The sequence below is a fragment of the Denitraticella aggregata genome, from assembly GCF_048158365.1.
GTDB lineage: Bacteria > Pseudomonadota > Gammaproteobacteria > Burkholderiales > Rhodocyclaceae > Azoarcus_F.
In genome coordinates this window covers 476,203-501,192 of sequence record NZ_JBLLNL010000001.1, presented here as the reverse complement: position 1 = coordinate 501,192, position 24,990 = coordinate 476,203, and the positions used below count along the sequence as shown (strand labels likewise).

Sequence of the window (24,990 nt, the reverse complement as noted above, 5' to 3'; positions counted from 1 at the left end):
TTGACGTTTTAGAACTACTCGAGGTGTTGCACCGGCGGCGCTTCGGAGACCGTCTTCGCGCGAAGGGCTGTTTGAGCGACCTCTGCGAGCGCTTCGCGCAGGAGATCCAGGCCTTCACCCGAGACGGCGCTCAAAAAAACGCCGCTGATGTTACCACACTCGTCCCTATTGACCGCCGGACTCGCCCGGGTCAGATCGATCTTGTTGAAAACCATGATCTGCGGTACGTCGCCCGCTCCGATCTCGTCCAGCACCTGATTCACTGCATCGATCTGGGACTCACGATCCTCACTCGCCGAATCGACCACATGGAGCAGCAAATCCGCATTCGCGGTTTCTTCCAGCGTCGCGTGGAAAGCCGCGACAAGCGCATGCGGCAGATCACGAATGAATCCGACCGTGTCCGACAGCACAACGTTCCCGGCGTCGCCGACATATAGCCGACGCGAGGTCGTGTCCAGCGTCGCGAACAACTGATCCGCAGAGTAGGCACCCGCCTTGGTCAGAGCATTGAACAGCGTTGACTTGCCGGCATTGGTGTAGCCGACCAGTGAGACTGTCAGCACGTCGCTGCGCTCCCGGCCGCGCCGGCGGATCTTGCGCTGCTTCTCGATCTTCGCGAGTCTCGCCTTGAGCGCCTTGACCCTGACCCCGAGCAGGCGACGATCCGTTTCGAGCTGCTTCTCGCCCGGACCACGCAGGCCGATGCCGCCCTTCTGCCGCTCGAGGTGCGTCCAGCCACGCACCAGGCGGGTCGACAGGTGATCGAGTTGTGCGAGTTCGACCTGGAGCTTGCCCTCGTGACTGCGCGCCCGAAGTGCGAAGATATCCAGAATCAGCGCAGTGCGATCGATGACGCGGCATTGCAGCGTCCGCTCGAGGTTGCGCTGCTGCCCCGGCGACAGCATGTGGTTGAACACCACGATGTCGGCTTCATGGGCATCCAGCGCCTCCGCGATCTCCTCAACCTTCCCCTTGCCGGCGAAGGTGGCCGGATCCGGCTTCGCTCGACGACCGCTCACCACGGCTTCGACCGTTGCGCCGGCGCTGCCGACCAGCAGCTTCAGTTCCGCAATCCGCTCGTCCAACATGCCCTGGTTCAGGTCGAGCTGCACGAGCACTGCACGCTCGCCCGACTCGGGGCGTTCAAACATCGGCAGCGACCCCGGCGGCAGAAAGTTCAGACTGCACCCGGTTCCTGTTGCTGAATCGTGACCGGACGTGCGGGAACCACGGTCGAAATCGCGTGCTTGTAGACCATCTGCGTGACGGTGTTCTTCAGCAGCACCACATACTGGTCGAAGGACTCGATCTGCCCTTGGAGCTTGATCCCGTTGACCAGATAGATCGAGACGGGGATGTGCTCCCGGCGCAGTGTGTTCAGAAACGGGTCTTGTAGAAGTTGCCCTTTATTACTCATCTTTCAGTCCTCGAACGTGTTTGTTCTCGTGAATGTATAGCAATTCATGCTGCACCGCCACAAACGGTCGAGCATTCTGCCGTGGGGTGGATTCTATTCCTTGTTCGCGTAGGGATTATGCGCCGACTTGAACTGTATGCGCAGCGGTGTCCCCTGGAGCTTGAAGGCCTCGATGAAGGTCCGTTCGAGAAAACGTACATATGACGCTGGCACGTGATCCAGCGCCGAACCGTGGATGACGACGATGGGCGGATTGCTGCCGCCCTGATGCGCATAGCGCAGCTTGGGGCGGAACACGCCATGACGCGGCGGGGCCTGTTTGGCCACCGCAGCCTGCAGCGTGCGGGTCAGGCGCGGCGTCGACAGGTCGACCATCGCAGCCGCATAGGCCGCATCGACCGACTTGAACACCACGCCGACGCCACTGCCCTTCAGTGCCGACACGTAATGAAACCGTGCGAACGACAGAAAGCCGAGTTTGCGCGCGATGTCCTGCTTGATCCGCTCACGCCGGTAATCATCGATCGCATCCCATTTGTTCACCGCCACGACCAGCGCACGGCCCGCCTCGAGTGCAAAACCACCGATGTGCGCATCCTGGTCGGAGATGTCCTGGGACGCATCGAGTACCAGCACGACGACGTTCGAACGCTCGACCGCCTGCAGCGTCTTGATCACCGAGAACTTCTCGACCGCCTCGAAGACCTTCCCGCGGCGCCGCAGTCCCGCGGTATCGATCAACGTGTAGCGCTTGCCATCGCGCTCGAATGGAATCGCAATCGCGTCCCGGGTGGTACCCGGCAGGTCGAACGCGATCACGCGCTCCTCGCCCAGCAACGCATTGACCAGCGTGGACTTGCCGACGTTCGGGCGACCGACGATCGCGATCCGCGGTGCACGCTCTTCCTGTTCGAGCTCTTCCGGCTCGTCCTCGGGAAAGCTCGCGAGCACGTCGGCGAGGAGTTCCCGGACGCCCTCACCATGCGAGGCGGATATCGGCAGGGGCGCCCCCAGCCCGAGCGCATGAAAATCCGCCGCGATCATGCTGCGGTTCATGCCTTCGGCCTTGTTTACGACGAGATAGACCGGACGGCCGGCACGCCTGAGGCGCGCCGCAATCTGTTCGTCATGGGGCGTCAGCCCGGCCCGACCATCGACCAGGAACAACAGCGCGTCGGCTTCCGCGATCGCCTGCTCTGCCTGCTGCGCCATCTCATGCATGATGCCGGTCTTGGCGACCGGATCGAAACCGGCGGTATCCACCACCAGGTATTCGCGATCGCCGCCCCGGCCGATCCCGTAGTGACGGTCGCGAGTCAGTCCCGGCTGATCGGCGACAAGCGCGTCACGGGTACGGGTGAGCCTGTTGAACAGGGTGGACTTGCCGACGTTGGGCCGGCCGACCAGTACGATCGTGGGCTTCACGCTGCGGATCCGTTCACCGGGCTTCGAACGCGGCGACGTTCCCGTCGCGCGTCTGCACCACGAAACGCTCCAGCGCCGACAGGGGCCGCGGATCCGACGCGATCGCGCTGCTGTCGACCCGGGTTCTTGCGGCAAAGCGTCCGGTCTCGCGGTCGAGCAGGTGCAGGTAACCCTGAGCGTCGCCCACGACGACGAAATCCCCGACCGCCAGGGGCCGTGAGACCCCACGCCGGCTCATCTCATCCTGTTTCCAAACGTTCGTGCCGCTGAACGCGTCCAGGCCATGGACCGCATCCGCCGTATCGGTGATGAACACGAAGCGCGTGTCACGGTCCATACCGACCGCACTCGAGAACTCGCGCGACCACAGCGCGTTCCCGTTCTCGAGATCGAAGCAGCCGGCGCGGCCCTGGAACGCGACGGCGCAGACTTCCCGTCGGCCCAGCACCGCGGTCCCGGCCACGTCCGCGATCCGTTCCAGCTCGGTCACCCCGCGCGGCGTCGCCACGGTCAATTCCCACAGTGCGCCACCGTTGTCGGTATTGATCGCGACCAGCCTGCCGCCCGGAAAACCGACGATGCCGACACGCTGCTCGACGACCAGACCGCTGGCACTGCGCAGCGACAGCGCCGGGGTGGTGCGCTGATAGACCCAGCGACGGTTGCCGTCGCCCCTGTCGAAACCGAACAAACGGCTGTCCGACGCGCGCACCACCACGACCGATTCGGCAATCGCCGGGGGTGCGAGCACCTCGACCCCGGCCGGAACACGCCAGCGCTCGGCCCCGGTGGCGGCATCCAGCGCGACCACGTCTCCCGTGGTCGTCACGACTGCAACAAGGCGACCATCGCTGCCGACCCCCGCGGACAGTCGCGCGCCGACACTGGTCCGCCACACGGTTCGGCCACCGTCGATGCGCACGACCGAACCGTCATGGGCGGCCGCATAAACATCGTCGCCCACCACGGCGGGCTGAAGCGCGAAGCCGCCGGCCGATCCGATCCGCGTCTGCCACAGCGGACGCAGCTCGGCGCTGGGCTCGAAGCTGACCAGTTCAGCAGGCTTGGGCGTCGGCGTGGAAAACGGATTCAGTGACGAACAACCGCCAAGCAGCCCCACAGAACCGGCCAGAATGAGCGTCGCAAGCGAAGAACGTCTCATCGATCATGCCTCCAGCGATTCGAGCTTCACACGGATCACGTCGATCAACGCATCGACGCCATCGCTGCCCTGAGCGGCCAGCGCGTCGAGCGCCGCGCGGTAGGCCGTCGCGGCGCTCGCGTATTGCCCCTGTATCGCCAGGATGTCTCCGCGCAGGTCCTCGAAGCGCGCCTCCAGTGACGGTGCCGACGCACCCTCGAGCTGGGCCAGCGCTTCGGCATGCGCGCCTTCGGCAAGCATCACGGTGGCGAGGCGCAGACGGGCGATATCCTTGAGCACCGGATCCTTGGTGTTGTTGCGCAGCCATTCGAGATGCGCGCGCGCGTTGCGATGATCTCCGACGGCGAACTGGGCACTGGCCGACATCAGCGCCGCCATCTCGGCATAGGCCGACTTGCCATGGCGCTCGATGATCTGCCCCGCGGCCTCGCGCGCACGCCCGGCGTCACCGTCCTGGACCGCACGCTGGACCGCGTAATAGAGCCCGCCCGCCTCGTTGGCCTGTTTGTTCTGATACCAGTTCAATCCTTGCCAGCCGACCGAAGCCAGTGCAGCGGTCAGCGCCAGCGCGGTGACGAACTTTCCATACTGCTCCCACCACGCCTTGATCTGGGAGAGTTGTTCCTGCTCTTCAAGGTCATAGACTGCCATCGTGTTCGCCTTCCTCGGTAAAGAGTCGCTCGGCCAGTGCATCGGCAAGGCTGTCGACATGTATGCGCTGCTGGACGCCCGGCCCGCGCAGCGGTTTCAATCCTACGGTCCCTTCGGCCGCCTCGTCCTCACCGATGATGACCGCCATCGGCGCGCCACTCGCATCGGCCTTCTTCATCTGCGACTTGAAGCTGCCGCCACCACAGTGGGTCAGCACCGCAAAACCATAGGCGCGCAGCGCCTCGGATGCTCGAAATGCGAGCCTCCGAGCCGCGTCCCCGACATGCACCACGTAGACGTCCGGCTGTGCGCGCTCGGCCTCGCCACCGCTGTCCCGCCACAGCGAGATCAGACGCTCCACCCCCATCGCGAAGCCGGCCGCCGGCACCGGCTTGCCGCCGAGCATCTCGACCAGCCCATCGTAACGTCCACCAGCACATACGGTGCCCTGGGCGCCGAGCCGATTGGTCACCCACTCGAAAACCGTGCGGTTATAGTAATCGAGTCCACGCACCAGCCGGTGATTGATTCTGAACGGAATCCCTGCGTCCTTGAGGATGGTCTGCACGCCATCGAAATGCGTCAGCGACTCGTCGCCGAGAAAATCGGCAAGCCTGGGTGCGGCCTCGACCAGATCCTGCAGGGCGGGATTCTTGGTGTCCAGAATGCGCAGCGGATTGGTGTGCAAGCGGCGCCTGCCGTCCTCGTCGAGCTGCCCGGCATGCCGCTCGAGATAGTCGACCAGGGCGGCGCGATGCGCGGCTCTCTCGGCACTGGATCCGAGCGAGTTCAGTTCCAGCCTGACGTCTTCCAGGCCGAGGTCGTCCCACAGGCGCGCGCACATCAGAATCAGTTCCGCGTCGATGTCCGGCCCGGAGAAGCCGAGCGCCTCCACGCCGATCTGGTGGAACTGACGATAACGCCCCTTCTGGGGGCGTTCGTGCCGAAACATGGGCCCCTGGTAGTACAGTCGATGCGCGCCGGTATGCAGCATCTTGTGCTGGATCGCCGCACGCACGCAGGACGCGGTCCCCTCCGGGCGCAGCGTGAGTTCCTCGCCATTGAGCGAATCGACGAAGGAGTACATCTCCTTCTCGACGATGTCGGTGACCTCTCCGATCGCGCGCTTGAAGAGCGGCGTCGGTTCGACGATGGGCATGCGGATGGGCCGGTAGCCGTAGCTTCTCAGCCAGTCACGCACGATGTCCTCGAAGTGCTCCCAGATTTCGGCGTCGTCGGGCAGGATGTCGTTCATCCCCCGCACGGCCTGCAGACTTTGACTCATGGATTGAACACCGGGCTTCAGCCCGCCTTCTTCGGATAACGGGTTTCGACGTAATCGTCGACGATGGCGCGAAACTCGGCCGCGATGTTGTCGCCTCGCAGCGTGACCGTCTTGCTCCCGTCGACGAAGACCGGCGCGGCGGGACTTTCGCCGGTGCCGGGCAGCGAGATGCCGATATTGGCATGCTTGCTCTCGCCCGGCCCGTTGACGATGCAGCCCATCACCGCGACGGTCATGTTCTCGACCCCGTCGTGCCGCTCGCGCCACGCCGGCATCTGTTCACGCACATAGGACTGGATCCCGGAAGCCAGTTCCTGGAAGAAGGTGCTGGTGGTGCGACCGCAGCCCGGACAGGCGGTGACCATCGGCGTGAACGCGCGCAGGCCCATGGTCTGCAGGATCTCCTGCGCGACGATGACCTCCTCGGTCCGCTTGCCGTCCGGCTCGGGCGTCAGCGACACGCGGATCGTGTCGCCGGTGCCTTCCTGCAGCAGCACCGCGAGCGCGGCGGTCGAGGCGACGATGCCCTTGGAGCCCATGCCCGCCTCGGTCAGGCCCAGATGCAGCGGATAGTCGCAACGCGCACCCAGATCGCGATACACCGCGATCAGGTCCTGCACGCTGGAGACCTTGGCCGACAGGATGATCCGATCGCCACCCAGCCCGTACTCCTCCGCCTTGGCGGCCGACTCGAGCGCCGACACGACCAGCGCTTCGCGCATGACCGCACCGGCGTCGCGCGGCTCGGGCAGGCGGGCGTTCTGATCCATCACGCGCGCGAGCACCGACTGATCCAGACTGCCCCAGTTCACGCCGATCCGGACCGGCTTGTCGTACCTGCATGCGATCCCGACGATCTCCGCGAACTGCGGATCGCGCTTGCTTCCGGCGCCGACATTGCCAGGGTTGATGCGCAGCTTGGCCAGTGCCTCGGCGCAGGCGGGATGATCGGCGAGCAGCTTGTGGCCGTTGTAATGGAAGTCTCCGACCAGCGGAACCTCCATGTTGAGCGCGAGCAGGCGGTCACGAATATGCGGAACCGCGCGCGCCGCCGCGTCGTTGTTGACGGTTATCCGCACCATCTCGGAACCCGCGCGCGCGAGTTCGGCGACCTGCATCGCGGTCGCGAGCACATCGGCCGTGTCGGTGTTGGTCATGGACTGGACCGCGATCGGCGCATCCGAACCGATGTGCACGGTTCCGACCCTGACCTGGCGCGTGCTGCGGCGGCCGGCCGCACTCGGGATCAGAATTGACGTGTCTTTCATCTGGGCCTACCGGACGGTCATCCGCGCCACGCCACTGGCACCGATATGCGGCGAAAGATCGACCGGCACGCCGTCGAATTCCAGCGACACCATGCCGGCATTGCCGACGACGATCGCAAACGGCGGCTTGCCCTGCACGGTGCGCGTGGTGCCTGGTGCACCGGTGCCGGTGAACAGCGCGTCACCCTCTGCGTCACGCACCTGAATCCAGGATTCTCCCCTCAGGTTGAACACCAGACTGCTGCCCGCGATCGGCCCGGCTTCGGTACTTTCGGCCGCACCATCGACGCCGGCCGCCTGTGACGGAGCCTCGGTGGCGACCGCCCCATCCACGGCAGCAACCGATGCCGGCGAAGGCTCTACCGCTTCGTCGATCGGCTGCCCCTCGCTGACCATTGCGCGCTCGCCGTCGGACGGCGCGACGTCCGCGGCGATGTCGGCGACCACCGCCGGGGTGTCCGAACGCAGGGCCCCGGACGACGAGGCTTCGGACGACGGGACCTCGACCGACGGAGCTTCTGACGACGGGATCGTCGACATCGACGGCGGGACGGCAAGCGGCGTGAAGGCCGGCGGGCTGACCACGAGCGGCGCGGGCGCGTCGGTGCCGGCAAGCGGCGGCGCCACGCTCTGATCCCCCGACATCCTGAACCAGTCGAAATACCAACCGGTCAGCAGGACGAACAGCAGAACCGAAACCACGAACATGGCCGGTTTCATCAGTTTCCGCTCGCGCCCGCCGTTCGGCATGTCGCCGGTCGCGTTCGTGACCGGCGACAGGCGCACCGCCTGGGTCGGTTCGCCGCCGTGCAGGTGGTCCAACAGACGATCCGCGTCCATACCGACATAACGGGCGTAATTGCGCACAAAACCACGCACGAAAGCAGGCCCCGGCAGGAGGTCGAAGCGCTCGAGCTCCATCGCCTCGATCTGCCGTTGTGACAGTTTGAGCGCATGCGCGACGTCGGAAAGTGATTCCCCGCGCGCTTCGCGTGCGCGCCGGAGCAATCTCCCGACCGTCGGTGTTCCACCGGAATCGACGACGAATCCGGCCTGTTCCTGATGCTGATCACTCACTCGAAATTTCCCTGAATCATTGCCTGGTACTCCGGCGAATCGTCGAAACGACCACTCAACTGAGCCGCATAACTGGCCTCGGCGGCGTGATTGCCCAGGCGACGCTCGGTCCTCAGTCCCAGCCAGACGGATTGGGCCGTCGGTTCCTGCTGGCGATGCAGCTGCACCAGCAGCGAACGCGCGGACGGATAGCTTCCCCGTCGATAATCGATCTCCGCCAGCTGGTAAAGCGCCGTCGCGTTGCCGGGATCGAGCGTCACCGCACGGCTGAACTGCTCACGCGCGGACACATCGTCGCCCAGCGTCAGATAGCACAGACCCGCATTGGTATAGGGACGCGTCGGGTACCGGTAGAACGGATTCCGGGTTGCTGTCGCAAGGCGCTGCAAGCCCTCCTGCTGCTCACCCATACCGCACAGGAACCAGCCGAAACTGTTGTTGAAATCCGGGTCGTTCGGGGCAACCCGCAGCGCGCGCTGGAAATAATCGCGCGCCGCGTCGGTATCGCCTACGAACATGAACACCAGACCCAGCAAGTGAAATGCCGGCGCATACCCCGGACTGTGCGACAGTGCCGATCGCGCTTCGTCCATGGCCACGTCGAAGCGCCCGACCTCGAAGTAGGCGGTCCCCAGTTCGACGTTTATCTTGGCGCGGGCCTGGGCCGCGTTGGCCGGGGCCTGATCCAGCAGGGGCCGCTCGGACATGGGTGCAGCGCTCGAGTCCGCCCCACCCGGCGTGGTCGCGCAGCCGGCGAGACCCATGACGGCGACCAGGCAAAGGCTTCCCAAGACATTCCTCTTCATCAATGCGCCTCCCTCGGATTCTCGAGACGAATGGTCCGACGGGTTCTGTCGAGCACCTGACCCGCCAGCTGACCGCAGGCGGCGTCGACATCCTCGCCGCGGGTCTTGCGGGTCGTGGTCACGATGCCCGCCTCGATGAGGATACCCGCGAAGCGTCTGATGCGCTCCGGCGCCGACCGGCGGAACGCCGAACCCGGGAATGGATTGAACGGAATGAGATTGAACTTGCACGGCACATCGCGCACCAGCGCGACCAGCTCACGGGCCTGTGCATCGGCGTCATTCACGCCTTCGAGCATGACATATTCGAAGGTCACGAAATCCCGCGGCGCACGATCCAGGTAGCGAACACAGGCGGCCATCAGCGCGCGCAGCGGATACTTGGCATTGATCGGCACCAGACGGTCGCGCAACGCATCGTCGGGTGCATGCAGCGACACCGCCAGCGCCACCGGGCAGTCCTCACGCAGCCTGTCCATCGCCGGCACGATGCCGGAGGTCGACACCGTGACGCGCCGACGCGACAAGCCGTAGGCGTGATCGTCGAGCATCAGGTGCAGCGCCGTGACGACGTTCTCGTAGTTGGCGAGCGGTTCGCCCATGCCCATCATCACCACGTTGCTGATCACGCGACCGTTGTCGCGCTCATCCTCGTCCGGCGTGACGGCGTCGCCACCGGCCGCGCCCAGCAGGCGATTGGCGAGCCATAGCTGGCCGATGATCTCGCCCGCGCCGAGATTCCGGTTGAAGCCCTGCTTGCCGGTCGAACAGAATGCGCAGTCGAGCGCACATCCCGCCTGGGACGACACGCACAAGGTGCCGCGCGAGGCCTCCGGGATGAACACGGTCTCGACCGCATTCGCATTGCCGACATCGAGCAACCATTTTCGGGTGCCGTCACTGGAGACCGAATCACGGATCGGCCGCGGTGCCCGAATGCAGGCCTCCGCCTGAAGCCGGGCACGCAAGGTCTTCGCGACATCGGTCATCGCGGCGAAATCGTCGCAACCCTCGCGGTGCATCCACCGCATCACCTGACGTGCGCGAAAAGGCTTCTCGCCATGCGCGGCGAACCAGTCGACGAGGCGCGGCTGGTCGAAATCGAGAAGGTTGACCAGAGGGTTCATGTGAGACTCGGTTGTACGGCCCTAGCATCGTCGACGCGAGGGCCGCAGATTCCCGCGCTCAGCGCGAATAGACGTTCATCTGCGGGAAGAAGAACGCGATCTCGACCGCTGCCGTGTCTGCCGCGTCCGAACCGTGCACCGCGTTCGCATCGATCGATTCGGCGAAGTCCGCGCGGATCGTGCCGGCATCGGCCTTCTTCGGGTCGGTGGCGCCCATCAGTTCGCGGTTCTTCGCGATCGCGTTCTCGCCCTCCAGAACCTGGATCATCACCGGGCCCGAGGTCATGAAGGACACCAGGTCCTTGAAGAACGGGCGCGCCTTGTGCACCGCGTAGAATTGTCCGGCTTCCTGGTCGGACAGATGCGCCATGCGCGCCGCGATGACCTTGAGCCCGGCCTCTTCGAATCGCTGATAGATCTTGCCGATCACATTCTTGGCAACGGCGTCGGGCTTGATGATGGAAAGGGTGCGTTCAATAGCCATCTGGTGGATCTCCGGTTTTGGCTGGACAAGGAAATAAACGGTAAAGTTTATCAGGTCTGCTCGCCCATCGCATGGACGCAGACCAGCCAACGTCAGATCCAGGCCGGAAGACGTCTCCCGGCTGAGCTCAGAACGCCCCCGGCTCGAAACCGTTCTCGCGATAGATCGCCTGGATCAGGTCGATGCCGATCCGCTCCGCCATCTGCTGATGCACTGGAAGCAGCGCACGCTTGAAAGCTTCGCGAGCGGCTTCGTCGAGCTCGATGATCTCGGTCGTGCCCGCCGCCCTGATCGCCTCGAGCGCCCTTGCGTTCTCCTCGCGCGCGATGCGATTGGCAAAGTCGGTGGCGTCGCGCATCGCCCGTTCCAGTTGCCGCCGCACACTGCCCGGCAGTGTGCTCCAGAACTTGTTGCTGGTGATCACCGCATAACCGAGATAGCCGTGATCGGTCAGCGTGATATAGGGCTGCACCTCGTGCATGTGCTGCGTGTAGAGGTTCGAGTGCGGGTTCTCGGTGCCATCGACGACACCGATGCGCAAGGCCTGATAGACCTCGGAAAAAGCCATCATTTGCGGCACCGCGCCCAGCGCCTGCATTTGCGCCTCGAGGACCTTGGACGACTGGATGCGCATCCGTTTGCCGACCATATCCTCGGGTCGCCGGATCGGCACATTGGCCGAAAACGACTTGAATCCGTTGTCCCAGAAGGCCAGACCCTTGATGCCACGGGTTTCGAGCGACTTCATCAGCCGCCTGCCGATGCGGCCTTCGGCGACCCTGGTGAGCGCTCGGCTGTCCTCGAAGATGTACGGCAGATCGAACACCTCGAACTCGGAGATGCCCAGTACGCTGAACTTGGCGAGCGAGGGGGCCAGCATCTGCACAGCCCCGAGCTGCAGCGCCTCCATCTCCTCGCGATCCTTGTAAAGCGTACTGTTCGGGTAGACCTCGACCCGGACGCGCCCTTGCGTCAGTTCCTCGACGCGCCGCCCGAAATACTCGGCCGCCTTGCCCTTCGGCGTGTCCGGCGCAACCACGTGGCTGAAGCGGATCACAATGGGTTCGGCCGAAACCGGCAGCACCGTGCCGGCCAGCAACGCAAACGCGACCAGCAACATGCGATACTTCATCCGACTGTCTCCTTATCAGGGCTCGGGGCATGCCCCCGACACCCCGGCAGCGCCGCGCAGTGGGCGTGGCACGACCATCCAGTCATTGTGGACCACCAGGGCCTTCGATGGAAAAAAGCGTCCCCGGCAATGCTTCGGCCGCCTCCGGCTGGTATCTGCGCATCCCCTACCTCGCGCTGGCGCTTTTCCTGGTCTTGCTCGCGATGCTGGTATGGCTCACCCGTTCGCACGACCAGGAGACCCAGCGTGCGTCACTGATCAGCGACGTGCTGTGGATGGAGCAGAACCTGCAGTTCCATCTGGACAACAACGCCGCGCGGCTGGCGCAGCTCGCGCAGCAGCTCGCCGACCCCTCGAATGCAGCGCAGACCGATGCACAACTGCGTCAGATGCTTTACGCCGAGAGTGGCCTGGTCCGAATCATCTGGCTGGATCCGGACGGACGCTCGCTCGGGGCGATGCCGCCGCTGGGGGAGGATCATCTGATTGGCGAGTCCATGGGCACGGTGCCGGCGCAGTCGGTCTTCCGGCTCGCCCGCAGCCTGGGACGACCCGTCTACGGACCGGCCTATGAGGTCGCAGGCGGCGACCACCAGTTCGAGGTGCATGTACCGACCTACACCGACACCGGCGCTATCGAGGCCGTGATCGGCGTGTATTCGCTGCAGGGGCTGATCGTCAGGGAGCTGCCGTGGTGGTTCTCGGAACGCTATCGGGTCAGCATCCTCGATCCTGATGGGACCGAAATCGCCGCGAAGTCCAAGGTCGACCCGCTGTCGGGCAAACTCACCTACACGATCGCGTTCGATCCGCCCGGGCACGGACTGCTGCTGAATATCACCGCGTACAAGGGTGAAACACGCTGGATTCCGGTGCTTCTGATCGCGTCCATAGTGCTGCTCGGCGGCATCATCGTCTGGAGCATCTGGCAGTTGCGGCTGCAGCTCACGCGCCGGCTCGCCGCGGAGCAGGCGCTGCGCGGCGAGACCCTGTTTCGCAAGGCAATGGAGGATTCGCTGCTGACCGGTTTGCGCGCCCGCGACCTCGACGGACGCATCACCTATGTCAATCCCGCCTTCTGCCGAATGGTCGGTTTCAGCGCCGAGGAACTGATCGACCAGCGGCCGCCGATGCCCTACTGGGATCCCGACCACATCGACCGCACACTCGAAGTGCACGATCAGATCCTGTCGGGCAACCCGCCGCCAGGCGGCGTCGAACTTCAGATGCGCCGCAAAGACGGCGAGCGCATCGACACGATGATCTACGAAGCGCCGCTGATCGATGCTGACGGTCGGCACACCGGATGGATGGGTTCGATGCTCGACATCACCGAGCAGAAGCGCGCACGCGAACTCGCGCAGCAGCAGGACGAGCGGCTGCAGGCCACGTCACGCCTGATCACGATGGGAGAGATGGCCTCGACCCTCGCGCACGAGCTCAATCAACCCCTCGCGGCGATCACCAGCTACAACAACGGCTGCATGAACAGGCTCGCGGACGGCGTCACCGATATCGAAGAACTGCAGGAGATTCACCACAGGATCGCACGCCAGGCGCGGCGCGCCGGCGAGATCATCAGGCGGGTGCACGATTTCGTGCGCCGCTCCGAACCCAAACGGGAGCCGCTCGACATCAATGCGGTCATCATCGATGCGGTCGGCCTGATCGAGGCCGACTCGCGCAAACGGCGCATGCGCATCGTCACCGATCTCGCCGGCCGACTGCCTGAAGTCGCCGCCGATCCGCTCATGATCGAACAGGTGCTGGTCAATCTGCTGCGCAACGGCATGGATGCAATGGCAGACAATCCGCCGGCGCGCAGGACGGTTCGCATCTCCACCGCCGAGCAGGGCGGTCTGCTGATCGTGAAGGTCAGGGACCAGGGCAGCGGCGTTGATTCCGACGTGGCGCGGCGACTGTTCGAGCCGTTTTTCTCGACAAAGCAGGAAGGCATGGGCATGGGACTGAACATATGCCGTTCGATCGCCGAACTGCATCACGGTCGCCTCGGCTTCGAACCAGATCCGGATGGCGGTACGATCTTCATCCTGTCCCTGCCGATCAACCGGGAGCCCTCATGAACACCCCTTGCGCCCATGTCATCGACGACGACGAAGCCATTCGCGATGCGCTGCAATGGCTGTTCAAGACCCGCAACGTGCCCTGTGAGACATGGGCGAGTGCGCAGCTTTTTCTCGATGCGCTCGAACCCGACTGGCGCGGCTGCGTGGTGCTCGACATCCGCATGGACGGCATGAGCGGGCTGGAGTGCTTCGATGTACTCAGGGCGCGCGGCAGCACGCTGCCGGTGGTGTTCATCACCGGCCACGGTGATGTGCCGATGGCCGTGTCCGCGCTGAAGAACGGTGCATTCGACTTCATCGAAAAACCGTTCAACGACGGCGACCTGGTCGCGGTCGTGATCCGGGCGCTGGAAAAGGATTCCGAGCAATGGCGGGCGCTGGGCACCCGCGAGGCGGTGCAGGAGAAGCTCGCGCTGCTGACCGCGCGAGAACGGGAAGTCATGGAGCTCATCCTCGAAGGCAAATTCAACAAGGTCATCGCCTATGATCTGAACATCTCGATGCGTACCGTAGAGGCACACCGATCGCGCATCTTCGAGAAGATGGAGGTACGCTCGGCGGTGGAACTGGCGCAGCTGCTCAAGTCGGGGCCAGGCTGAGCCCTCGTCCCCGCAGGCCGCTCACCGCGGCACGCACCGGCGCGCCTCGTATCCACCGACCGACCACTCGCTCAACGCTGCCAGCGCGGCAGCAACCCGGGTTCGGCAGGGCCGCAGACGAAATCTGCGGAGATGCCGATCTCGGCAATCCACGCCGCCTCGCCATCCACACGCAGCACGGGCAGTCCCGACCTCAACCACGACGGCACGCCGTTTTCCTGGCACACGTTCTTGAAACTGCGCCGGGGACGCGCGGCACCGAGTCGGATCTTCAGACCTTCCCACGCCGGCGTCAGCAACACTTCGCGGGCCTGCACCAGCCTGTTCCAGCTCAGGCCACGGCCATCCGTGCGGTCGAAACCCACCGCGGTGTCACCCCAAGGCAACTCGGTCTGCCCACCCCATTTCACCGGCAGCGGGCGGGCTGCGGTCTGTCGTGCCATCCACACCCGTCCGCGATACACACAGCATGCCAGCTCCCCACCCAGCGGCAGGTTCAGCGGACCTCCGTCCGACCCGCGCAACTGCCGCAGTGCCTCGTCCAGACGGGTCCGCGACGGAGCGTCCGCGCCCGCGCGCTGCAGCTCGACACGCAGCAGATTGCATAGCCGGGCGTCCGACAGGCACAGCATTCGATCGAGCATCAGCCGATCGCCCCCGCAGGCCGATCGATCGATCGCGGCGAGATCCTGCAGCAGTGCGTCCGCCTCGCGAAAATGCGCCGCGGCACGCGCCAGCGTCGGCACGGCCGCAGGAAATACCTGCTCGAGCGCCGGAAAGATGTCGTGCCTCAGATAATTGCGCGTGAAACGCCGATCGGCATTGCTCTCGTCCTCGGTCCAGGCGAGGCCCCGGGCGCGCGCATGGGCAACGATGGCCTGCCGTCTCGCGTCGAGCAATGGACGCAATCGACCCGGGCGGATAGGTGACGCACCATCGGCGGGCCGCATCGCGCCGGCACCGCGCACGCCGGTACCGCGCAACAACCGGAACAGCAACGTCTCCGCCTGATCGTCCTGGTGATGGCCCAAGGCCAGCCAATCGACCTGCAATCGGTCCAGTGCGGCATATCTCGCATGCCGGGCGGCGGCTTCCAAGCCTGCCTGACTACCGCCATCGACGGTGACCCTCAGACAACGACAGGCGAGGCCTCGATCGGCGCATAGGCGCGCGCAGAACGACTGCCATGCTCCGGCGTTCGGGCTCAGGCCGTGATTGACGTGCGCGGCCGACAGTTCGTAGGCGAAGCGGGTCTGCAGCAATGCCAGCACATCGAGCAGAACGACTGAATCGACCCCGCCGCTCAATGCGACGCACACGGAACTGCCCGAGCGCACACCCGCCTCGTCGAGCAGCGCTGCAGCGGCCTGCAGCAGGGCATCGTCAGGCTGCGTTCTGGTCCTTGAATCGGCCATGACTCATCAGGCGCTGGTGGCGCTTGTCGACGAGTTCAGCCGGAGACAGATCGGCCACCTGGCGCAGGCCATCCTGCAGCGCCCTCTTCAGATTGCCCGCCATCTCGCGGTGATCGCGATGGGCGCCGCCGACCGGCTCGTTCACTACCTTGTCGATCAGGCCGAGCGACTTCAGGCGCGGCGCCGTGATGCCCATCGCCTCGGCCGCCACCGAGGCCTTGTCGGCACTCTTCCACAGGATCGACGCGCACCCTTCCGGGGAGATCACCGAATAGGTCGCATACTGCAGCATCAGCACCTGGTCCCCGACTGCGATCGCCAGCGCGCCGCCGGAACCGCCCTCGCCTATGATCGTCGCGATGATCGGCACCTTCAGTTCCGCCATCACATAGAGATTGTGACCGATGGCCTCGGACTGACCACGCTCCTCGGCGCCGATTCCGGGATAGGCACCCGGGGTATCGACAAACGTGAACACCGGCAGGTTGAACTTCTCCGCCAGGCGCATCAGTCTCAGCGCCTTGCGGTAGCCTTCGGGTCGAGGCATGCCGAAATTGCGCAGGATCTTCTCCTTGGTGTCGCGCCCTTTCTGATGCCCGATGACCACGCAGCCCTGCCCGTTGAAACGGGCCAATCCACCCACGATGGCCTTATCGTCGGCAAAGCTGCGATCGCCATGCAGTTCCTGGAAATCGGTGAACACATGGCGAGCGTAATCGAGCGTGTAGGGCCGCTGGGGATGCCGCGCGACCTGCGCGATCTGCCATGGTGTCAGCTTCGCGTACAAGTCCCGGGTCAGTCCCTCGCATTTCGCCTCGAGCCGCGCGATCTCGCCGGAGATGTCGACCGCTGGATCGTCCTGCACGAAACGAAGTTGCTCGATCTTGGCGACGAGATCGGCGATGGATTGCTCGAAATCCAGAAAGGAGGTCTTCATCTGCCCTTTCCCTGCATTAAAGTCCGCAATTGTACGCGCTTCGGTTCGGCGTTTCGTGCCGCGTGCGATGGTTCCGCCTGTTGAGCGCGGTGCTTGGGCAAGCAAAATGGGCGCCGCGAGGCGCCCATTTTGCTTGCCCAAGCACCGCCGCGATGGCGGTACAGCGCGTCAATCGCTGTTGAACACGCCCAGCAGATGCAGCAGGCTGGTGAAGAGATTGTAGATCGACACGTAGAGGGTGACCGTCGCCATGATGTAGTTGGTCTCGCCACCATGGATGATGTTACTGGTTTCGTAAAGGATCAGGCCCGACATCAGCAGCACGAACATCGCGGACACCGCCAGCGATAGCGCCGGTATCGAGAAGAAGATCGCGCCCAGACCTGCCAGGAAGGCGACCAGGATGCCGACCATCAGGAATCCGCCCATGAAGGAGAAATCCTTGCGGGTGGTCAGCGCATAGCCGGACAGGCCGAGGAAGATTGCAGCCGTGCCACCCATCGCTTGCATCACGATCGCGTGGCCGTTCGGCAGGGACAGGTAATAGGACAGGATCGGACCCAGCGTGTATCCCATGAAACCGGTCAGCGCAAACACGGCCAGCACGCCGGCGGAGCTGTTGCGCAGCTTGGCGGTCAGGAACAGCAGGCCGAAGTAGCCGACCAGGGTCAGGATCAACCCGGGGTGCGGCAGGCCAAGGGCCATCGACGCACCGGCGACGACCGCCGAGAACGCCAGCGTCAGCGACAGCAGAACATAAGTATTGCGGATGACCTTGTTGGTCGAGAGGACGGACGCCTCGGACCGGTTCATCGTCAATGTGCGGTTTTCCATGGAATCGCTTCCTCCTGAGTCACAATCGATCGGACCGGCATGCCCTTGATGTACCGGACCGAACAGCTTATTGATGAATGTCTCGACGATCGGGCCGTTGATGGAAACTCCATCTTTGATGCCGAATGCTAAGGCTAAGACTGTTCGATAATATACGAGTTCAACGGAATCTTTATCCGCTTTTAACGAAGTATCGGCGATGATCAACTACAAGCAACTGCATCATTTCTGGAACGTCGCACGCGCTGGCGGCATCGTGCGCGCAAGTGAGCGCTCCGGCCTCGCACCCCAGACGCTGAGTGGCCAGATCGCGGCGCTGGAGGCCAACATGGGCGTCACGCTGTTCCGGCGCCAGGGCAGACGCCTCGCGCTGACCGAAACCGGACAGATGGTGCTCGCCTATGCCGAGGAGATCTTCAGGGTCGGCAGCGAACTCGAGGAAGCGCTGACCAACCGCGCGGCCGGCCGCGCAATCCCGTTCCGCGTCGGCGTGGCCGACGTGGTGCCGAAATCCATCGCGTGGCTGCTGCTCGAACCATCGATGAGCCTGTCCGAGCCGATGCGCATCGTCTGTCGCGAGGACAAGCTCGAGCGCCTGCTCGGCGAACTGGCCATCCACAAGCTGGATCTGGTGCTGGCCGACAACCCGATGCCGCCGCACATGGATGTGCGCGGCTTCAGCCACAAGCTGGTCGAATCCGAGGTCAGCCTGTTCGCGGCGCCGGCCCTGGCCGAGCGCCTGACAGGGAATTTTCCGGTCTGCCTCGACCGCGCACCGTTTCTGTTGCCCGGACCGGACGCGGCCATTCGGCGTCCGCTGATGCACTGGCTGGAGCAGCAACGCATATCGCCCCGTGTCGTAGGCGAGTTCGACGACAGTGCATTGATGAAATCCTTCGGAGAGGCCGGCGTCGGGATATTCCCCGCACCCGAACTGATCGCGCCCCAGGTGGGCCGGCAGTACGGAGTCGTTCGAATCGGCCGACCGACCGACGTGATCGAGGCCTTTTACGCAATATCCGTGGAGAAGCGTTCGACACATCCGGCGACACTCGCGATAAGCCGCTGGGCCCCGGCAGCCGGCCTGCCTGACGCGTCAACCGGCGCGCGGGAGCAGGGTCCGGGACGGTTCGAAGGCGGAACAAAGCCCTGAAGCATCCGACGCGGCACAGTGCTAATATGCCGCCGCTCGGCTCACCGCCACAAGGCCTCGGTCATGAACGAAACCGCAGCCAGTGCCTGGTGCCGGGAGGGGGACTCGAACCCCCACAGTGTCACCACCGGCGGATTTTGAGTCCGCTGCGTCTACCGATTCCGCCATCCCGGCTGGGAAGCGCCGTATTATCCACAAGACCTTTGCGAGCGGCAAGCTCATGTCCCTCAAACTCGACGATTTCGATTACCCCCTTCCGCCGGAGCTGATTGCACAGGCGCCGCTGCCCGATCGCAGCGCCAGTCGCCTGCTGGTCGTCGACGGAGACACCCTCGCGGACCGGATGTTCTCCGACCTTCCGGAGTTGCTGCATCCCGGGGACCTGCTGGTATTGAACGATACCCGCGTCATCCACGCCCGACTCCATGGCACTAAATCCACTGGCGGAGCCGTCGAAGTGCTGGTCGAACGCCCGATCGGTCCGCATGAGGCGCTGGCGCAGATACGGTCGAGCAAGTCGCCCCGGACCGGCAGCGTGATCCGTCTGGCCGATGCGTTCGACGTCACCGTGCTGGGCCGCGTCGGCGAGTTCTTTCACCTGCGCTTCCCGGCCGAGGCCAACCTGCTCGATCTGCTCGAGCGCCATGGCTCGCTGCCATTGCCCCCGTACATCCAGCGCGAGGCCGACGACTTCGACGAGTCTCGCTACCAGACGATCTATGCGCGCGAACCCGGTTCGGTGGCCGCGCCCACGGCCGGACTTCACTTCGACCAGGCCTTGCTCGACCGTCTCGCGGCACGCGACATCGACGTCGCATGGCTGACGCTGCATGTCGGCGCAGGCACGTTTCAGCCGGTGAGGGTCAACGAACTGGGTGAGCACCGGATGCACCGCGAGCGCTTCGTGCTGCCGGCCGAGACCGTCGCCGCGATCGCTGCGACCCGCGCCGCCGGTGGCCGCGTGATCGCGGTCGGCACGACCAGCCTGCGTACGCTCGAGGGTGCAGCGCAGGATGGCGAACTCGAGGCCGGCGCCGGCGAAACCGATCTTTTCATCCTGCCGGGCTTTCGCTTCAGGGTGGTCGATGCATTGATCACCAATTTCCATCTCCCAAAATCGACCTTGCTGATGCTGGTCGCAGCGCTCGCGGGGATGGAACCGGTGCGCAGGGCATATGCCCACGCAGTGGCCGACGCCTACCGCTTCTTCAGCTACGGCGACGCGATGTTCATCGCCGGGAGACCCGATGCAGTTTGAAATTCTGGCAAGCGATGGCGCGACCCGACGCGGCCGTCTGACCCTTGCACACGGCGTCGTCGAGACCCCGGTCTTCATGCCCGTCGGCACCTACGGCACGGTCAAGGCGATGACACCGGCTGCGCTGGCCGATGTTGGTGCGCAGATCTGTCTCGGCAATACCTTTCATCTATGGTTGCGCCCGGGGCTGGACGTGATCGCCGCGCATGGCGGCCTGCACCGCTTCATGAACTGGGACAGACCTATCCTGACCGACTCGGGTGGTTTCCAGGTATTCAGTCTCGGCCAGTTGCGCAAGATAACCGAAGAAGGCGTCAGGTTCGCGTCGCCGATCGACGGCGCGCGGCTGTTCCTAACACCCGAGGAATCGATGCGCATCCAGACCGTGCTCGACGCCGACATCGCGATGATCTTCGACGAGTGCACACCCCACCCTGCCACTTACCAGGAGGCCGCGGACTCGATGCGCCTGTCGCTGCGCTGGGCCCAGCGCTCCCGCGACGCATTCGACGCGCTCGGCAACCTGAATGCGCTGTTCGGCATCGTGCAGGGAGGCATGTACGAGGACCTGCGTGACGAATCACTGGAGGGCCTTAGCCGGATCGGGTTTTCCGGTTTCGCGATCGGCGGGCTGTCGGTCGGCGAACCCAAGCAGGACATGGCCCGCATCCTCGCTCACACCACACCGCGCCTGCCGGCGCACAAGCCCCGCTATCTGATGGGGGTCGGCACACCCGAGGACATCGTCGCCGGCGTAGCGGCCGGAATCGACATGTTCGACTGCGTGATGCCGACCCGCAACGCGCGTAACGGCTGGCTGTTCACCCGCTTCGGTAACGTCAAGATCAAGAACGCGGCCCACAAGCAGGATACCCGCCCGCTGGACGCTTCGTGCGACTGCTACGCGTGCCGCAACTTCAGCCGGGCCTACCTGCATCACCTGCATCGCACCAACGAAATCCTGGGCAGCATGCTCAATACCATCCACAATCTGCGCTATTACCAGACCCTGATGGCGGAAATGCGGGACGCGATCGCAGACCAGGATTTCGACCGCTTTCGAGCCCGGTTCGAGCAGGAACGGACGCAGGGGACGACGGCTTAGGCAGGCTTGCGCCAGCGCGCAACCGCCGCATGAAGGTCGGTCGTGCGCCGAAGCCACCGTCCCGGTAACGAGATCCCAGGTCCGGTGCTGTTATAATCGCCCGTTTATCAAACTCACCCGGAGACCAACGTGTTCATTTCCAACGCTTACGCTCAGGCCGCAGAAGGAGACCCCACTGGCGGTCTGATGGGCCTCCTGCCGCTGATCCTGATGTTCGTGATCCTGTGGTTCCTGATGATCCGCCCGCAGATGAAGCGCGCCAAGGAACACAAGAACATGGTCGCCGCGCTCGCGAAAGGAGACGAGATCATCACGCAGGGTGGGGTGGCGGGTCGCATCACCGACATCGGCGACAACTTCGTGCATCTGGAGATCGCCGACAAGGTCAACATCGTCGTGCAGCGCGCCTCGGTCGCGACCGTACTGCCCAAGGGGACGTTGAAGACCCTGTGAGGACTGACCCTTGCGTGACTGACTCCGGACCGGCTCCGGAACCGGTCACGCAGTCCCGCGAGTCCGGCGTGGACGCATTTCGTCTGCCGGACCGCAAACCGCCTCACCACCATGCATCACCCATCTCACCATGAATCGCTATCCGCTCTGGAAGAACATCGCCATCGGTCTGATCCTGTTTTTCGGGCTGATCTACACCATTCCGAACTTCTACGGAGAGGTCCCCGCCGTTCAGATTTCGAGTGGCAAGGCCACCGTCACGCTCGACAACGCCATCGTCGCACCGCTGGAGCGCGCGTTGAACGAGGCCGACCTGGCCCACACCGGTATCTTCGCCGACGAGAACAGCATCCGTTTCCGCTTCGCGGGCACGGATGACCAGTTGCGGGCGCGCGATCTGATCGAGGGCCGCCTCAATCCGGACGCCACCGATCCGTCCTTCATCGTCGCGCTCAACCTGTTGCCGGCGACACCGAAGTGGCTGACCTCGATCAGTGCGTTGCCGATGTACCTGGGCCTGGATCTGCGCGGCGGGGTGCACTTCCTGCTCGAGGTCGACATGCCGGGCGCGATCACGAATCGCCTGGACTCGACCGCCGGCGACCTGCGCACATTGATGCGCGACCGCCGTATCCGCCACGCGGGTATCTCTCGCGAGGGCAACAGCGTCCAGTTGCGCTTTCGCGACACCGAACAACGCGATGCGGCCCGCACCGCGATTCTGAACAGCAGCAACGACCTGCAACTGGTCGATCGCGACGATGGCGCCGAGGACTTCAAGCTGATCGCGACCCTGACACCCCTGGCCCAGCAGACCATCCGCGAATTCGCGCTCACTCAGAACATCACGACCCTGCGCAACCGGATCAATGAGCTCGGCGTGGCCGAGCCGATCATTCAGCAGCAGGGCGCGGACCGCATCGTGGTGCAGTTGCCCGGCGTGCAGGATGTCGCCAAGGCCAAGGACATCCTCGGCCGCACCGCGACGCTGGAAGTGCGCATGGTGGACGACAGCCCCGGCGCGCTGGACGCAGCGCTGCAGGGTCAGGTGCCCTTCGGCACCGAGCTCTTTACCGAGCGCGGAGGCGGTCCGCTGCTGGTCCGCAACGACGTCGTGCTCACCGGCGATCGCCTTACCGACGCGCAACCCGGCTTCGACGGCCAGACCAACGAACCGGCCGTTCACCTTACGCTCGACTCGGCCGGGGCGCGCATCTTCCGCGACGTCACGCGCGAGAACGTCGGTCGGCGCATGGCGATCCTGCTGATCGAACGAGGCCGCGGCGAGGTGGTCACCGCTCCGGTGATCCGCACCGAGATCGGCGGCGGCCGGGTGCAGATATCGGGTCGCATGACCACGGCGGAAGCGAACCAGGTCGCGCTGCTGTTGCGGGCCGGCAGTCTGGCCGCACCGATGCAGATCATCGAGGAGCGCACCGTCGGCCCCAGCCTGGGCGCCGAGAACATCGCCCGCGGCTTCAATTCGGTGATGTGGGGGATGGTCGCGATCGCGATCTTCATCGCGGTGTATTACTCGGCAATGGGCATCGTCTCGGTTTTGGCGCTGACTGCCAACCTGATGCTGCTCATCGCACTGCTGTCGCTGCTGCAGGCCACGCTCACACTGCCCGGCATCGCGGCCATCGCGCTCACGCTGGGCATGGCGATCGACGCGAACGTACTGATCAATGAGCGCATACGCGAGGAACTGAAGAATGGCGTGTCGCCACAGGCTGCGATAGCAGCGGGCTACGACCGGGCCTTCGATACCATTCTGGACGCCAACGTGACCACCTTCATCGCCGGCATCGCACTGCTGGTGTTCGGCTCCGGTCCGGTTCGGGGCTTCGCAGTGGTTCTGTGCCTGGGCATCCTGACCTCGGTGTTCAGCGCGGTGCTCGTATCCCGGATGTTCGTGAACCTGCTCTACGGGCGCCAGCGCAAACTCGCCGGTATCCGGATCGGCTGACCGCCACCGGACGAAAAAGGAAAGACGGAAATGGAATTCTTCCGCATCAAGCAGGACATCCCCTTCATGCGCCATGCGCTGAAGTTCAACATATTCTCCGTGATCCTGGTGACCCTGGCGCTGTTCTTCCTGATTACGCGCGGCCTGAACCTGTCGGTCGAGTTCACCGGCGGAACGCTCATCGAGGTTTCCTACCCGGAGGCGGTGCAGGTCGAGCCGATCCGTCAGGCATTGGCGCGTGAAGGCTACACCGAGCTACAGGTGCAGCACTTCGGCAGTGCCCGTGACGTGCTCGTGCGAATGCCGACCCGCGATGACATGGATTCGGATCGCCTCTCGGGGAACGTGCTCCAAGCCTTGCAGGCGATGGATGGCCCGGACCCCGAACTGCGGCGGGTCGAATATGTCGGACCGCAGGTCGGCAAGGAACTGGCGGCCGATGGCGGCATGGCCCTGCTATTCGTGCTGATAGGCATCATGATCTATCTCGCGCTGCGCTTCGAGTGGCGCTTTTCGGTCGCCGCCATCACCGCCATCCTGCACGACATGGTGGTGATTCTCGGCTTTTTTGCGGCGTTCCAATGGGACTTCTCGCTCGCAGTGCTGGCTGCCGTGCTTGCGGCGCTGGGCTACTCGGTCAACGAGACCGTCATCATCTTCGACCGCATCCGCGAGACGTTCAAGAAGAAGCGAGGCATGAGCACCCCCGAGGTCATCGACCATGCGATCACCCGCGTGATTTCGCGAACGATCATCACGCACTCGACGACCTTGATGGTGGTGTTCACGATGCTGATCTTCGGCGGCGAGACGCTGCACTATTTCGCGCTCGCGCTCGCGATCAGCATCATCTTCGGCATGTATTCGTCGATGCTGGTCTCCAGCCCGATCGTGATGTGGCTCGGCGTGTCACGCGAGCAGTTCATCAAGCCGAAGAAGGACAAGGAGGAAGCGGTCGTCTGACCGCCGGTTCAAGAACGCAGGCTCACGACGGGCGCCCGCGCTGCCCGCGCCCGTTTGACGTCTACAGCTCGAAGCGATGCTTGAGGCGCAGCGTCTCGCCCCGCTCGATCAGTCCGATCAGGCGATCGATGTTGGGATGCTTACCCGGATTGTGACGCGCATCCTCGGCATGCTCGGCGAACAGTTCCAGTCCCTTCCGCGCCGCGTCCGGCGTGATAGCACCGTGGATCTGGGCGAGGTGGTTGTACACCGCGAGTGAGCCGGCCTGCCCCGGTTTGTTCTCGATGCTGGCGACGATCGAATCGTCGGCAGCGATCAGGTCGATCCCGGCCAGATGCGACACCTTGGGAAGCTGCTTCAGGCTGTCGGCGAATGCCATC

General features: G+C 64.4%; 24 protein-coding genes and 1 tRNA gene. 8 read left to right on the top strand and 17 right to left on the bottom strand.

Annotated features, from left to right (window positions below):
• Positions 1 to 14 precede the first annotated feature (14 nt).
• From hflX to ACKVEX_RS02350, 12 genes are all read right to left on the bottom strand, one after another.
• The gene (gene hflX / locus ACKVEX_RS02405) at positions 15 to 1,154 is read right to left on the bottom strand and encodes a ribosome rescue GTPase HflX (RefSeq protein WP_473214080.1); all 1,140 of its coding nucleotides are present in this window, start codon (positions 1,152 to 1,154) and stop codon (positions 15 to 17) included.
• A gap of 26 nt (positions 1,155 to 1,180) precedes the next feature.
• Positions 1,181 to 1,420, bottom strand: a complete 240-nt coding sequence (hfq, locus tag ACKVEX_RS02400; protein ID WP_473214079.1) for an RNA chaperone Hfq — start codon at positions 1,418 to 1,420, stop codon at positions 1,181 to 1,183.
• Between the two features lie 93 nt (positions 1,421 to 1,513).
• Positions 1,514 to 2,845 (bottom strand): ribosome biogenesis GTPase Der, encoded by a 1,332-nt coding sequence (gene der / locus ACKVEX_RS02395; protein WP_473214078.1) that lies wholly within the window; start codon positions 2,843 to 2,845, stop codon positions 1,514 to 1,516.
• Positions 2,846 to 2,858: 13 nt separating this feature from the next.
• Positions 2,859 to 4,007: an outer membrane protein assembly factor BamB gene (bamB, locus tag ACKVEX_RS02390; RefSeq protein ID WP_473214077.1), complete on the bottom strand. Its 1,149-nt coding sequence runs from the start codon at positions 4,005 to 4,007 to the stop codon at positions 2,859 to 2,861.
• Between the two features lie 3 nt (positions 4,008 to 4,010).
• Positions 4,011 to 4,658, bottom strand: coding sequence for a tetratricopeptide repeat protein (locus ACKVEX_RS02385; RefSeq protein WP_473214076.1), 648 nt, complete (start codon positions 4,656 to 4,658; stop codon positions 4,011 to 4,013).
• Entirely contained in the window at positions 4,645 to 5,943 is a 1,299-nt protein-coding gene (hisS, locus tag ACKVEX_RS02380) for a histidine--tRNA ligase (protein ID WP_473214075.1), read from the bottom strand. The genes ACKVEX_RS02385 and hisS overlap by 14 nt, the downstream gene beginning before the upstream one ends.
• Positions 5,944 to 5,960: 17 nt before the next feature.
• Positions 5,961 to 7,211 carry a flavodoxin-dependent (E)-4-hydroxy-3-methylbut-2-enyl-diphosphate synthase gene (ispG, locus tag ACKVEX_RS02375; protein WP_473214074.1) on the bottom strand — a complete coding sequence of 417 codons (1,251 nt, stop codon included), beginning with the start codon at positions 7,209 to 7,211 and terminating at the stop codon, positions 5,961 to 5,963.
• A 6-nt stretch (positions 7,212 to 7,217) separates the two neighbouring features.
• Positions 7,218 to 8,288 (bottom strand): RodZ domain-containing protein, encoded by a 1,071-nt coding sequence (locus ACKVEX_RS02370; RefSeq protein WP_473214073.1) that lies wholly within the window; start codon positions 8,286 to 8,288, stop codon positions 7,218 to 7,220.
• Positions 8,285 to 9,094, bottom strand: coding sequence for a type IV pilus biogenesis/stability protein PilW (pilW, locus tag ACKVEX_RS02365; protein WP_473214072.1), 810 nt, complete (start codon positions 9,092 to 9,094; stop codon positions 8,285 to 8,287). The genes ACKVEX_RS02370 and pilW overlap by 4 nt, the downstream gene beginning before the upstream one ends.
• Positions 9,094 to 10,221 carry a dual-specificity RNA methyltransferase RlmN gene (rlmN, locus tag ACKVEX_RS02360; protein WP_473214071.1) on the bottom strand — a complete coding sequence of 376 codons (1,128 nt, stop codon included), beginning with the start codon at positions 10,219 to 10,221 and terminating at the stop codon, positions 9,094 to 9,096. Before rlmN ends, pilW begins: the two co-directional genes overlap by 1 nt.
• A 58-nt stretch (positions 10,222 to 10,279) precedes the next feature.
• The gene (ndk, locus tag ACKVEX_RS02355) at positions 10,280 to 10,705 is read right to left on the bottom strand and encodes a nucleoside-diphosphate kinase (RefSeq protein ID WP_473214070.1); all 426 of its coding nucleotides are present in this window, start codon (positions 10,703 to 10,705) and stop codon (positions 10,280 to 10,282) included.
• A 127-nt stretch (positions 10,706 to 10,832) separates the two neighbouring features.
• Positions 10,833 to 11,837 (bottom strand): TRAP transporter substrate-binding protein, encoded by a 1,005-nt coding sequence (locus tag ACKVEX_RS02350; protein WP_473214069.1) that lies wholly within the window; start codon positions 11,835 to 11,837, stop codon positions 10,833 to 10,835.
• A 107-nt stretch (positions 11,838 to 11,944) separates the two neighbouring features.
• On the opposite strand from ACKVEX_RS02350, the gene ACKVEX_RS02345 reads away from it, so the two are divergent.
• Entirely contained in the window at positions 11,945 to 13,921 is a 1,977-nt protein-coding gene (locus tag ACKVEX_RS02345; protein WP_473214068.1) for a sensor histidine kinase, read from the top strand.
• A complete protein-coding gene (locus ACKVEX_RS02340; RefSeq protein WP_473214067.1) occupies positions 13,918 to 14,523 on the top strand; it encodes a response regulator transcription factor in 606 nt (201 codons plus the stop codon). Before ACKVEX_RS02345 ends, ACKVEX_RS02340 begins: the two co-directional genes overlap by 4 nt.
• 71 nt (positions 14,524 to 14,594) lie before the next feature.
• Here the strand turns inward: ACKVEX_RS02340 and tilS are convergent, their stop codons facing one another.
• The 3 genes from tilS to ACKVEX_RS02325 all read right to left on the bottom strand — a co-directional run bounded on the left by tilS (position 14,595) and on the right by ACKVEX_RS02325 (position 17,709).
• Positions 14,595 to 15,938, bottom strand: coding sequence for a tRNA lysidine(34) synthetase TilS (gene tilS, locus ACKVEX_RS02335; RefSeq protein ID WP_473214066.1), 1,344 nt, complete (start codon positions 15,936 to 15,938; stop codon positions 14,595 to 14,597).
• Positions 15,907 to 16,875, bottom strand: coding sequence for an acetyl-CoA carboxylase carboxyltransferase subunit alpha (locus ACKVEX_RS02330; RefSeq protein WP_473214065.1), 969 nt, complete (start codon positions 16,873 to 16,875; stop codon positions 15,907 to 15,909). Before ACKVEX_RS02330 ends, tilS begins: the two co-directional genes overlap by 32 nt.
• A gap of 168 nt (positions 16,876 to 17,043) precedes the next feature.
• Positions 17,044 to 17,709: a Bax inhibitor-1/YccA family protein gene (locus ACKVEX_RS02325; RefSeq protein ID WP_473214064.1), complete on the bottom strand. Its 666-nt coding sequence runs from the start codon at positions 17,707 to 17,709 to the stop codon at positions 17,044 to 17,046.
• Between the two features lie 199 nt (positions 17,710 to 17,908).
• On the opposite strand from ACKVEX_RS02325, the gene ACKVEX_RS02320 reads away from it, so the two are divergent.
• Entirely contained in the window at positions 17,909 to 18,862 is a 954-nt protein-coding gene (locus ACKVEX_RS02320) for a LysR family transcriptional regulator (protein WP_473214063.1), read from the top strand.
• 87 nt (positions 18,863 to 18,949) lie between these two features.
• Here ACKVEX_RS02320 and ACKVEX_RS02315 read toward each other — a convergent pair.
• A tRNA-Leu gene (locus tag ACKVEX_RS02315) sits at positions 18,950 to 19,036 on the bottom strand.
• A gap of 46 nt (positions 19,037 to 19,082) precedes the next feature.
• Here ACKVEX_RS02315 and queA point away from each other — a divergent pair.
• From queA to secF, 5 genes are all read left to right on the top strand, one after another.
• Positions 19,083 to 20,120 (top strand): tRNA preQ1(34) S-adenosylmethionine ribosyltransferase-isomerase QueA, encoded by a 1,038-nt coding sequence (gene queA / locus ACKVEX_RS02310; protein WP_473214062.1) that lies wholly within the window; start codon positions 19,083 to 19,085, stop codon positions 20,118 to 20,120.
• Positions 20,110 to 21,225: a tRNA guanosine(34) transglycosylase Tgt gene (gene tgt, locus ACKVEX_RS02305; protein WP_473214061.1), complete on the top strand. Its 1,116-nt coding sequence runs from the start codon at positions 20,110 to 20,112 to the stop codon at positions 21,223 to 21,225. Before queA ends, tgt begins: the two co-directional genes overlap by 11 nt.
• Before the next feature lie 129 nt (positions 21,226 to 21,354).
• Complete coding sequence (gene yajC, locus ACKVEX_RS02300) at positions 21,355 to 21,678, top strand: preprotein translocase subunit YajC (protein WP_473214060.1); 324 nt, start codon at positions 21,355 to 21,357, stop codon at positions 21,676 to 21,678.
• 130 nt (positions 21,679 to 21,808) lie between these two features.
• Complete coding sequence (secD, locus tag ACKVEX_RS02295) at positions 21,809 to 23,647, top strand: protein translocase subunit SecD (protein ID WP_473214059.1); 1,839 nt, start codon at positions 21,809 to 21,811, stop codon at positions 23,645 to 23,647.
• Between the two features lie 30 nt (positions 23,648 to 23,677).
• Positions 23,678 to 24,610: a protein translocase subunit SecF gene (gene secF, locus ACKVEX_RS02290; RefSeq protein WP_473214058.1), complete on the top strand. Its 933-nt coding sequence runs from the start codon at positions 23,678 to 23,680 to the stop codon at positions 24,608 to 24,610.
• Between the two features lie 61 nt (positions 24,611 to 24,671).
• On the opposite strand, the gene ACKVEX_RS02285 is transcribed toward secF, so the two are convergent.
• Positions 24,672 to 24,989, bottom strand: coding sequence for a DUF2322 family protein (locus tag ACKVEX_RS02285; protein WP_473214057.1), 318 nt, complete (start codon positions 24,987 to 24,989; stop codon positions 24,672 to 24,674).
• Between the last annotated feature and the right edge of the window lies 1 nt (position 24,990).

Bases quoted from the DNA above. Each gene is read 5' to 3' on its own strand.
- secD (WP_473214059.1), top strand. From the start codon at position 21,809: ATGAATCGCTATCCGCTCTGGAAGAACATCGCCATCGGTCTGATCCTG.
- ACKVEX_RS02345 (WP_473214068.1), top strand. From the start codon at position 11,945: ATGGAAAAAAGCGTCCCCGGCAATGCTTCGGCCGCCTCCGGCTGGTAT.
- secF (WP_473214058.1), top strand. From the start codon at position 23,678: ATGGAATTCTTCCGCATCAAGCAGGACATCCCCTTCATGCGCCATGCG.
- ACKVEX_RS02285 (WP_473214057.1), bottom strand. From the start codon at position 24,989: ATGGCATTCGCCGACAGCCTGAAGCAGCTTCCCAAGGTGTCGCATCTG.
- hfq (WP_473214079.1), bottom strand. From the start codon at position 1,420: ATGAGTAATAAAGGGCAACTTCTACAAGACCCGTTTCTGAACACACTG.
- pilW (WP_473214072.1), bottom strand. From the start codon at position 9,094: ATGAAGAGGAATGTCTTGGGAAGCCTTTGCCTGGTCGCCGTCATGGGT.
- ACKVEX_RS02340 (WP_473214067.1), top strand. From the start codon at position 13,918: ATGAACACCCCTTGCGCCCATGTCATCGACGACGACGAAGCCATTCGC.
- bamB (WP_473214077.1), bottom strand. From the start codon at position 4,007: ATGAGACGTTCTTCGCTTGCGACGCTCATTCTGGCCGGTTCTGTGGGG.
- ACKVEX_RS02320 (WP_473214063.1), top strand. From the start codon at position 17,909: ATGATCAACTACAAGCAACTGCATCATTTCTGGAACGTCGCACGCGCT.
- ACKVEX_RS02350 (WP_473214069.1), bottom strand. From the start codon at position 11,837: ATGAAGTATCGCATGTTGCTGGTCGCGTTTGCGTTGCTGGCCGGCACG.
- queA (WP_473214062.1), top strand. From the start codon at position 19,083: ATGTCCCTCAAACTCGACGATTTCGATTACCCCCTTCCGCCGGAGCTG.
- ACKVEX_RS02330 (WP_473214065.1), bottom strand. From the start codon at position 16,875: ATGAAGACCTCCTTTCTGGATTTCGAGCAATCCATCGCCGATCTCGTC.
- ACKVEX_RS02385 (WP_473214076.1), bottom strand. From the start codon at position 4,658: ATGGCAGTCTATGACCTTGAAGAGCAGGAACAACTCTCCCAGATCAAG.
- tgt (WP_473214061.1), top strand. From the start codon at position 20,110: ATGCAGTTTGAAATTCTGGCAAGCGATGGCGCGACCCGACGCGGCCGT.
- tilS (WP_473214066.1), bottom strand. From the start codon at position 15,938: ATGGCCGATTCAAGGACCAGAACGCAGCCTGACGATGCCCTGCTGCAG.
- hflX (WP_473214080.1), bottom strand. From the start codon at position 1,154: ATGTTTGAACGCCCCGAGTCGGGCGAGCGTGCAGTGCTCGTGCAGCTC.
- ACKVEX_RS02325 (WP_473214064.1), bottom strand. From the start codon at position 17,709: ATGGAAAACCGCACATTGACGATGAACCGGTCCGAGGCGTCCGTCCTC.
- ndk (WP_473214070.1), bottom strand. From the start codon at position 10,705: ATGGCTATTGAACGCACCCTTTCCATCATCAAGCCCGACGCCGTTGCC.
- ispG (WP_473214074.1), bottom strand. From the start codon at position 7,211: ATGAAAGACACGTCAATTCTGATCCCGAGTGCGGCCGGCCGCCGCAGC.
- rlmN (WP_473214071.1), bottom strand. From the start codon at position 10,221: ATGAACCCTCTGGTCAACCTTCTCGATTTCGACCAGCCGCGCCTCGTC.
- hisS (WP_473214075.1), bottom strand. From the start codon at position 5,943: ATGAGTCAAAGTCTGCAGGCCGTGCGGGGGATGAACGACATCCTGCCC.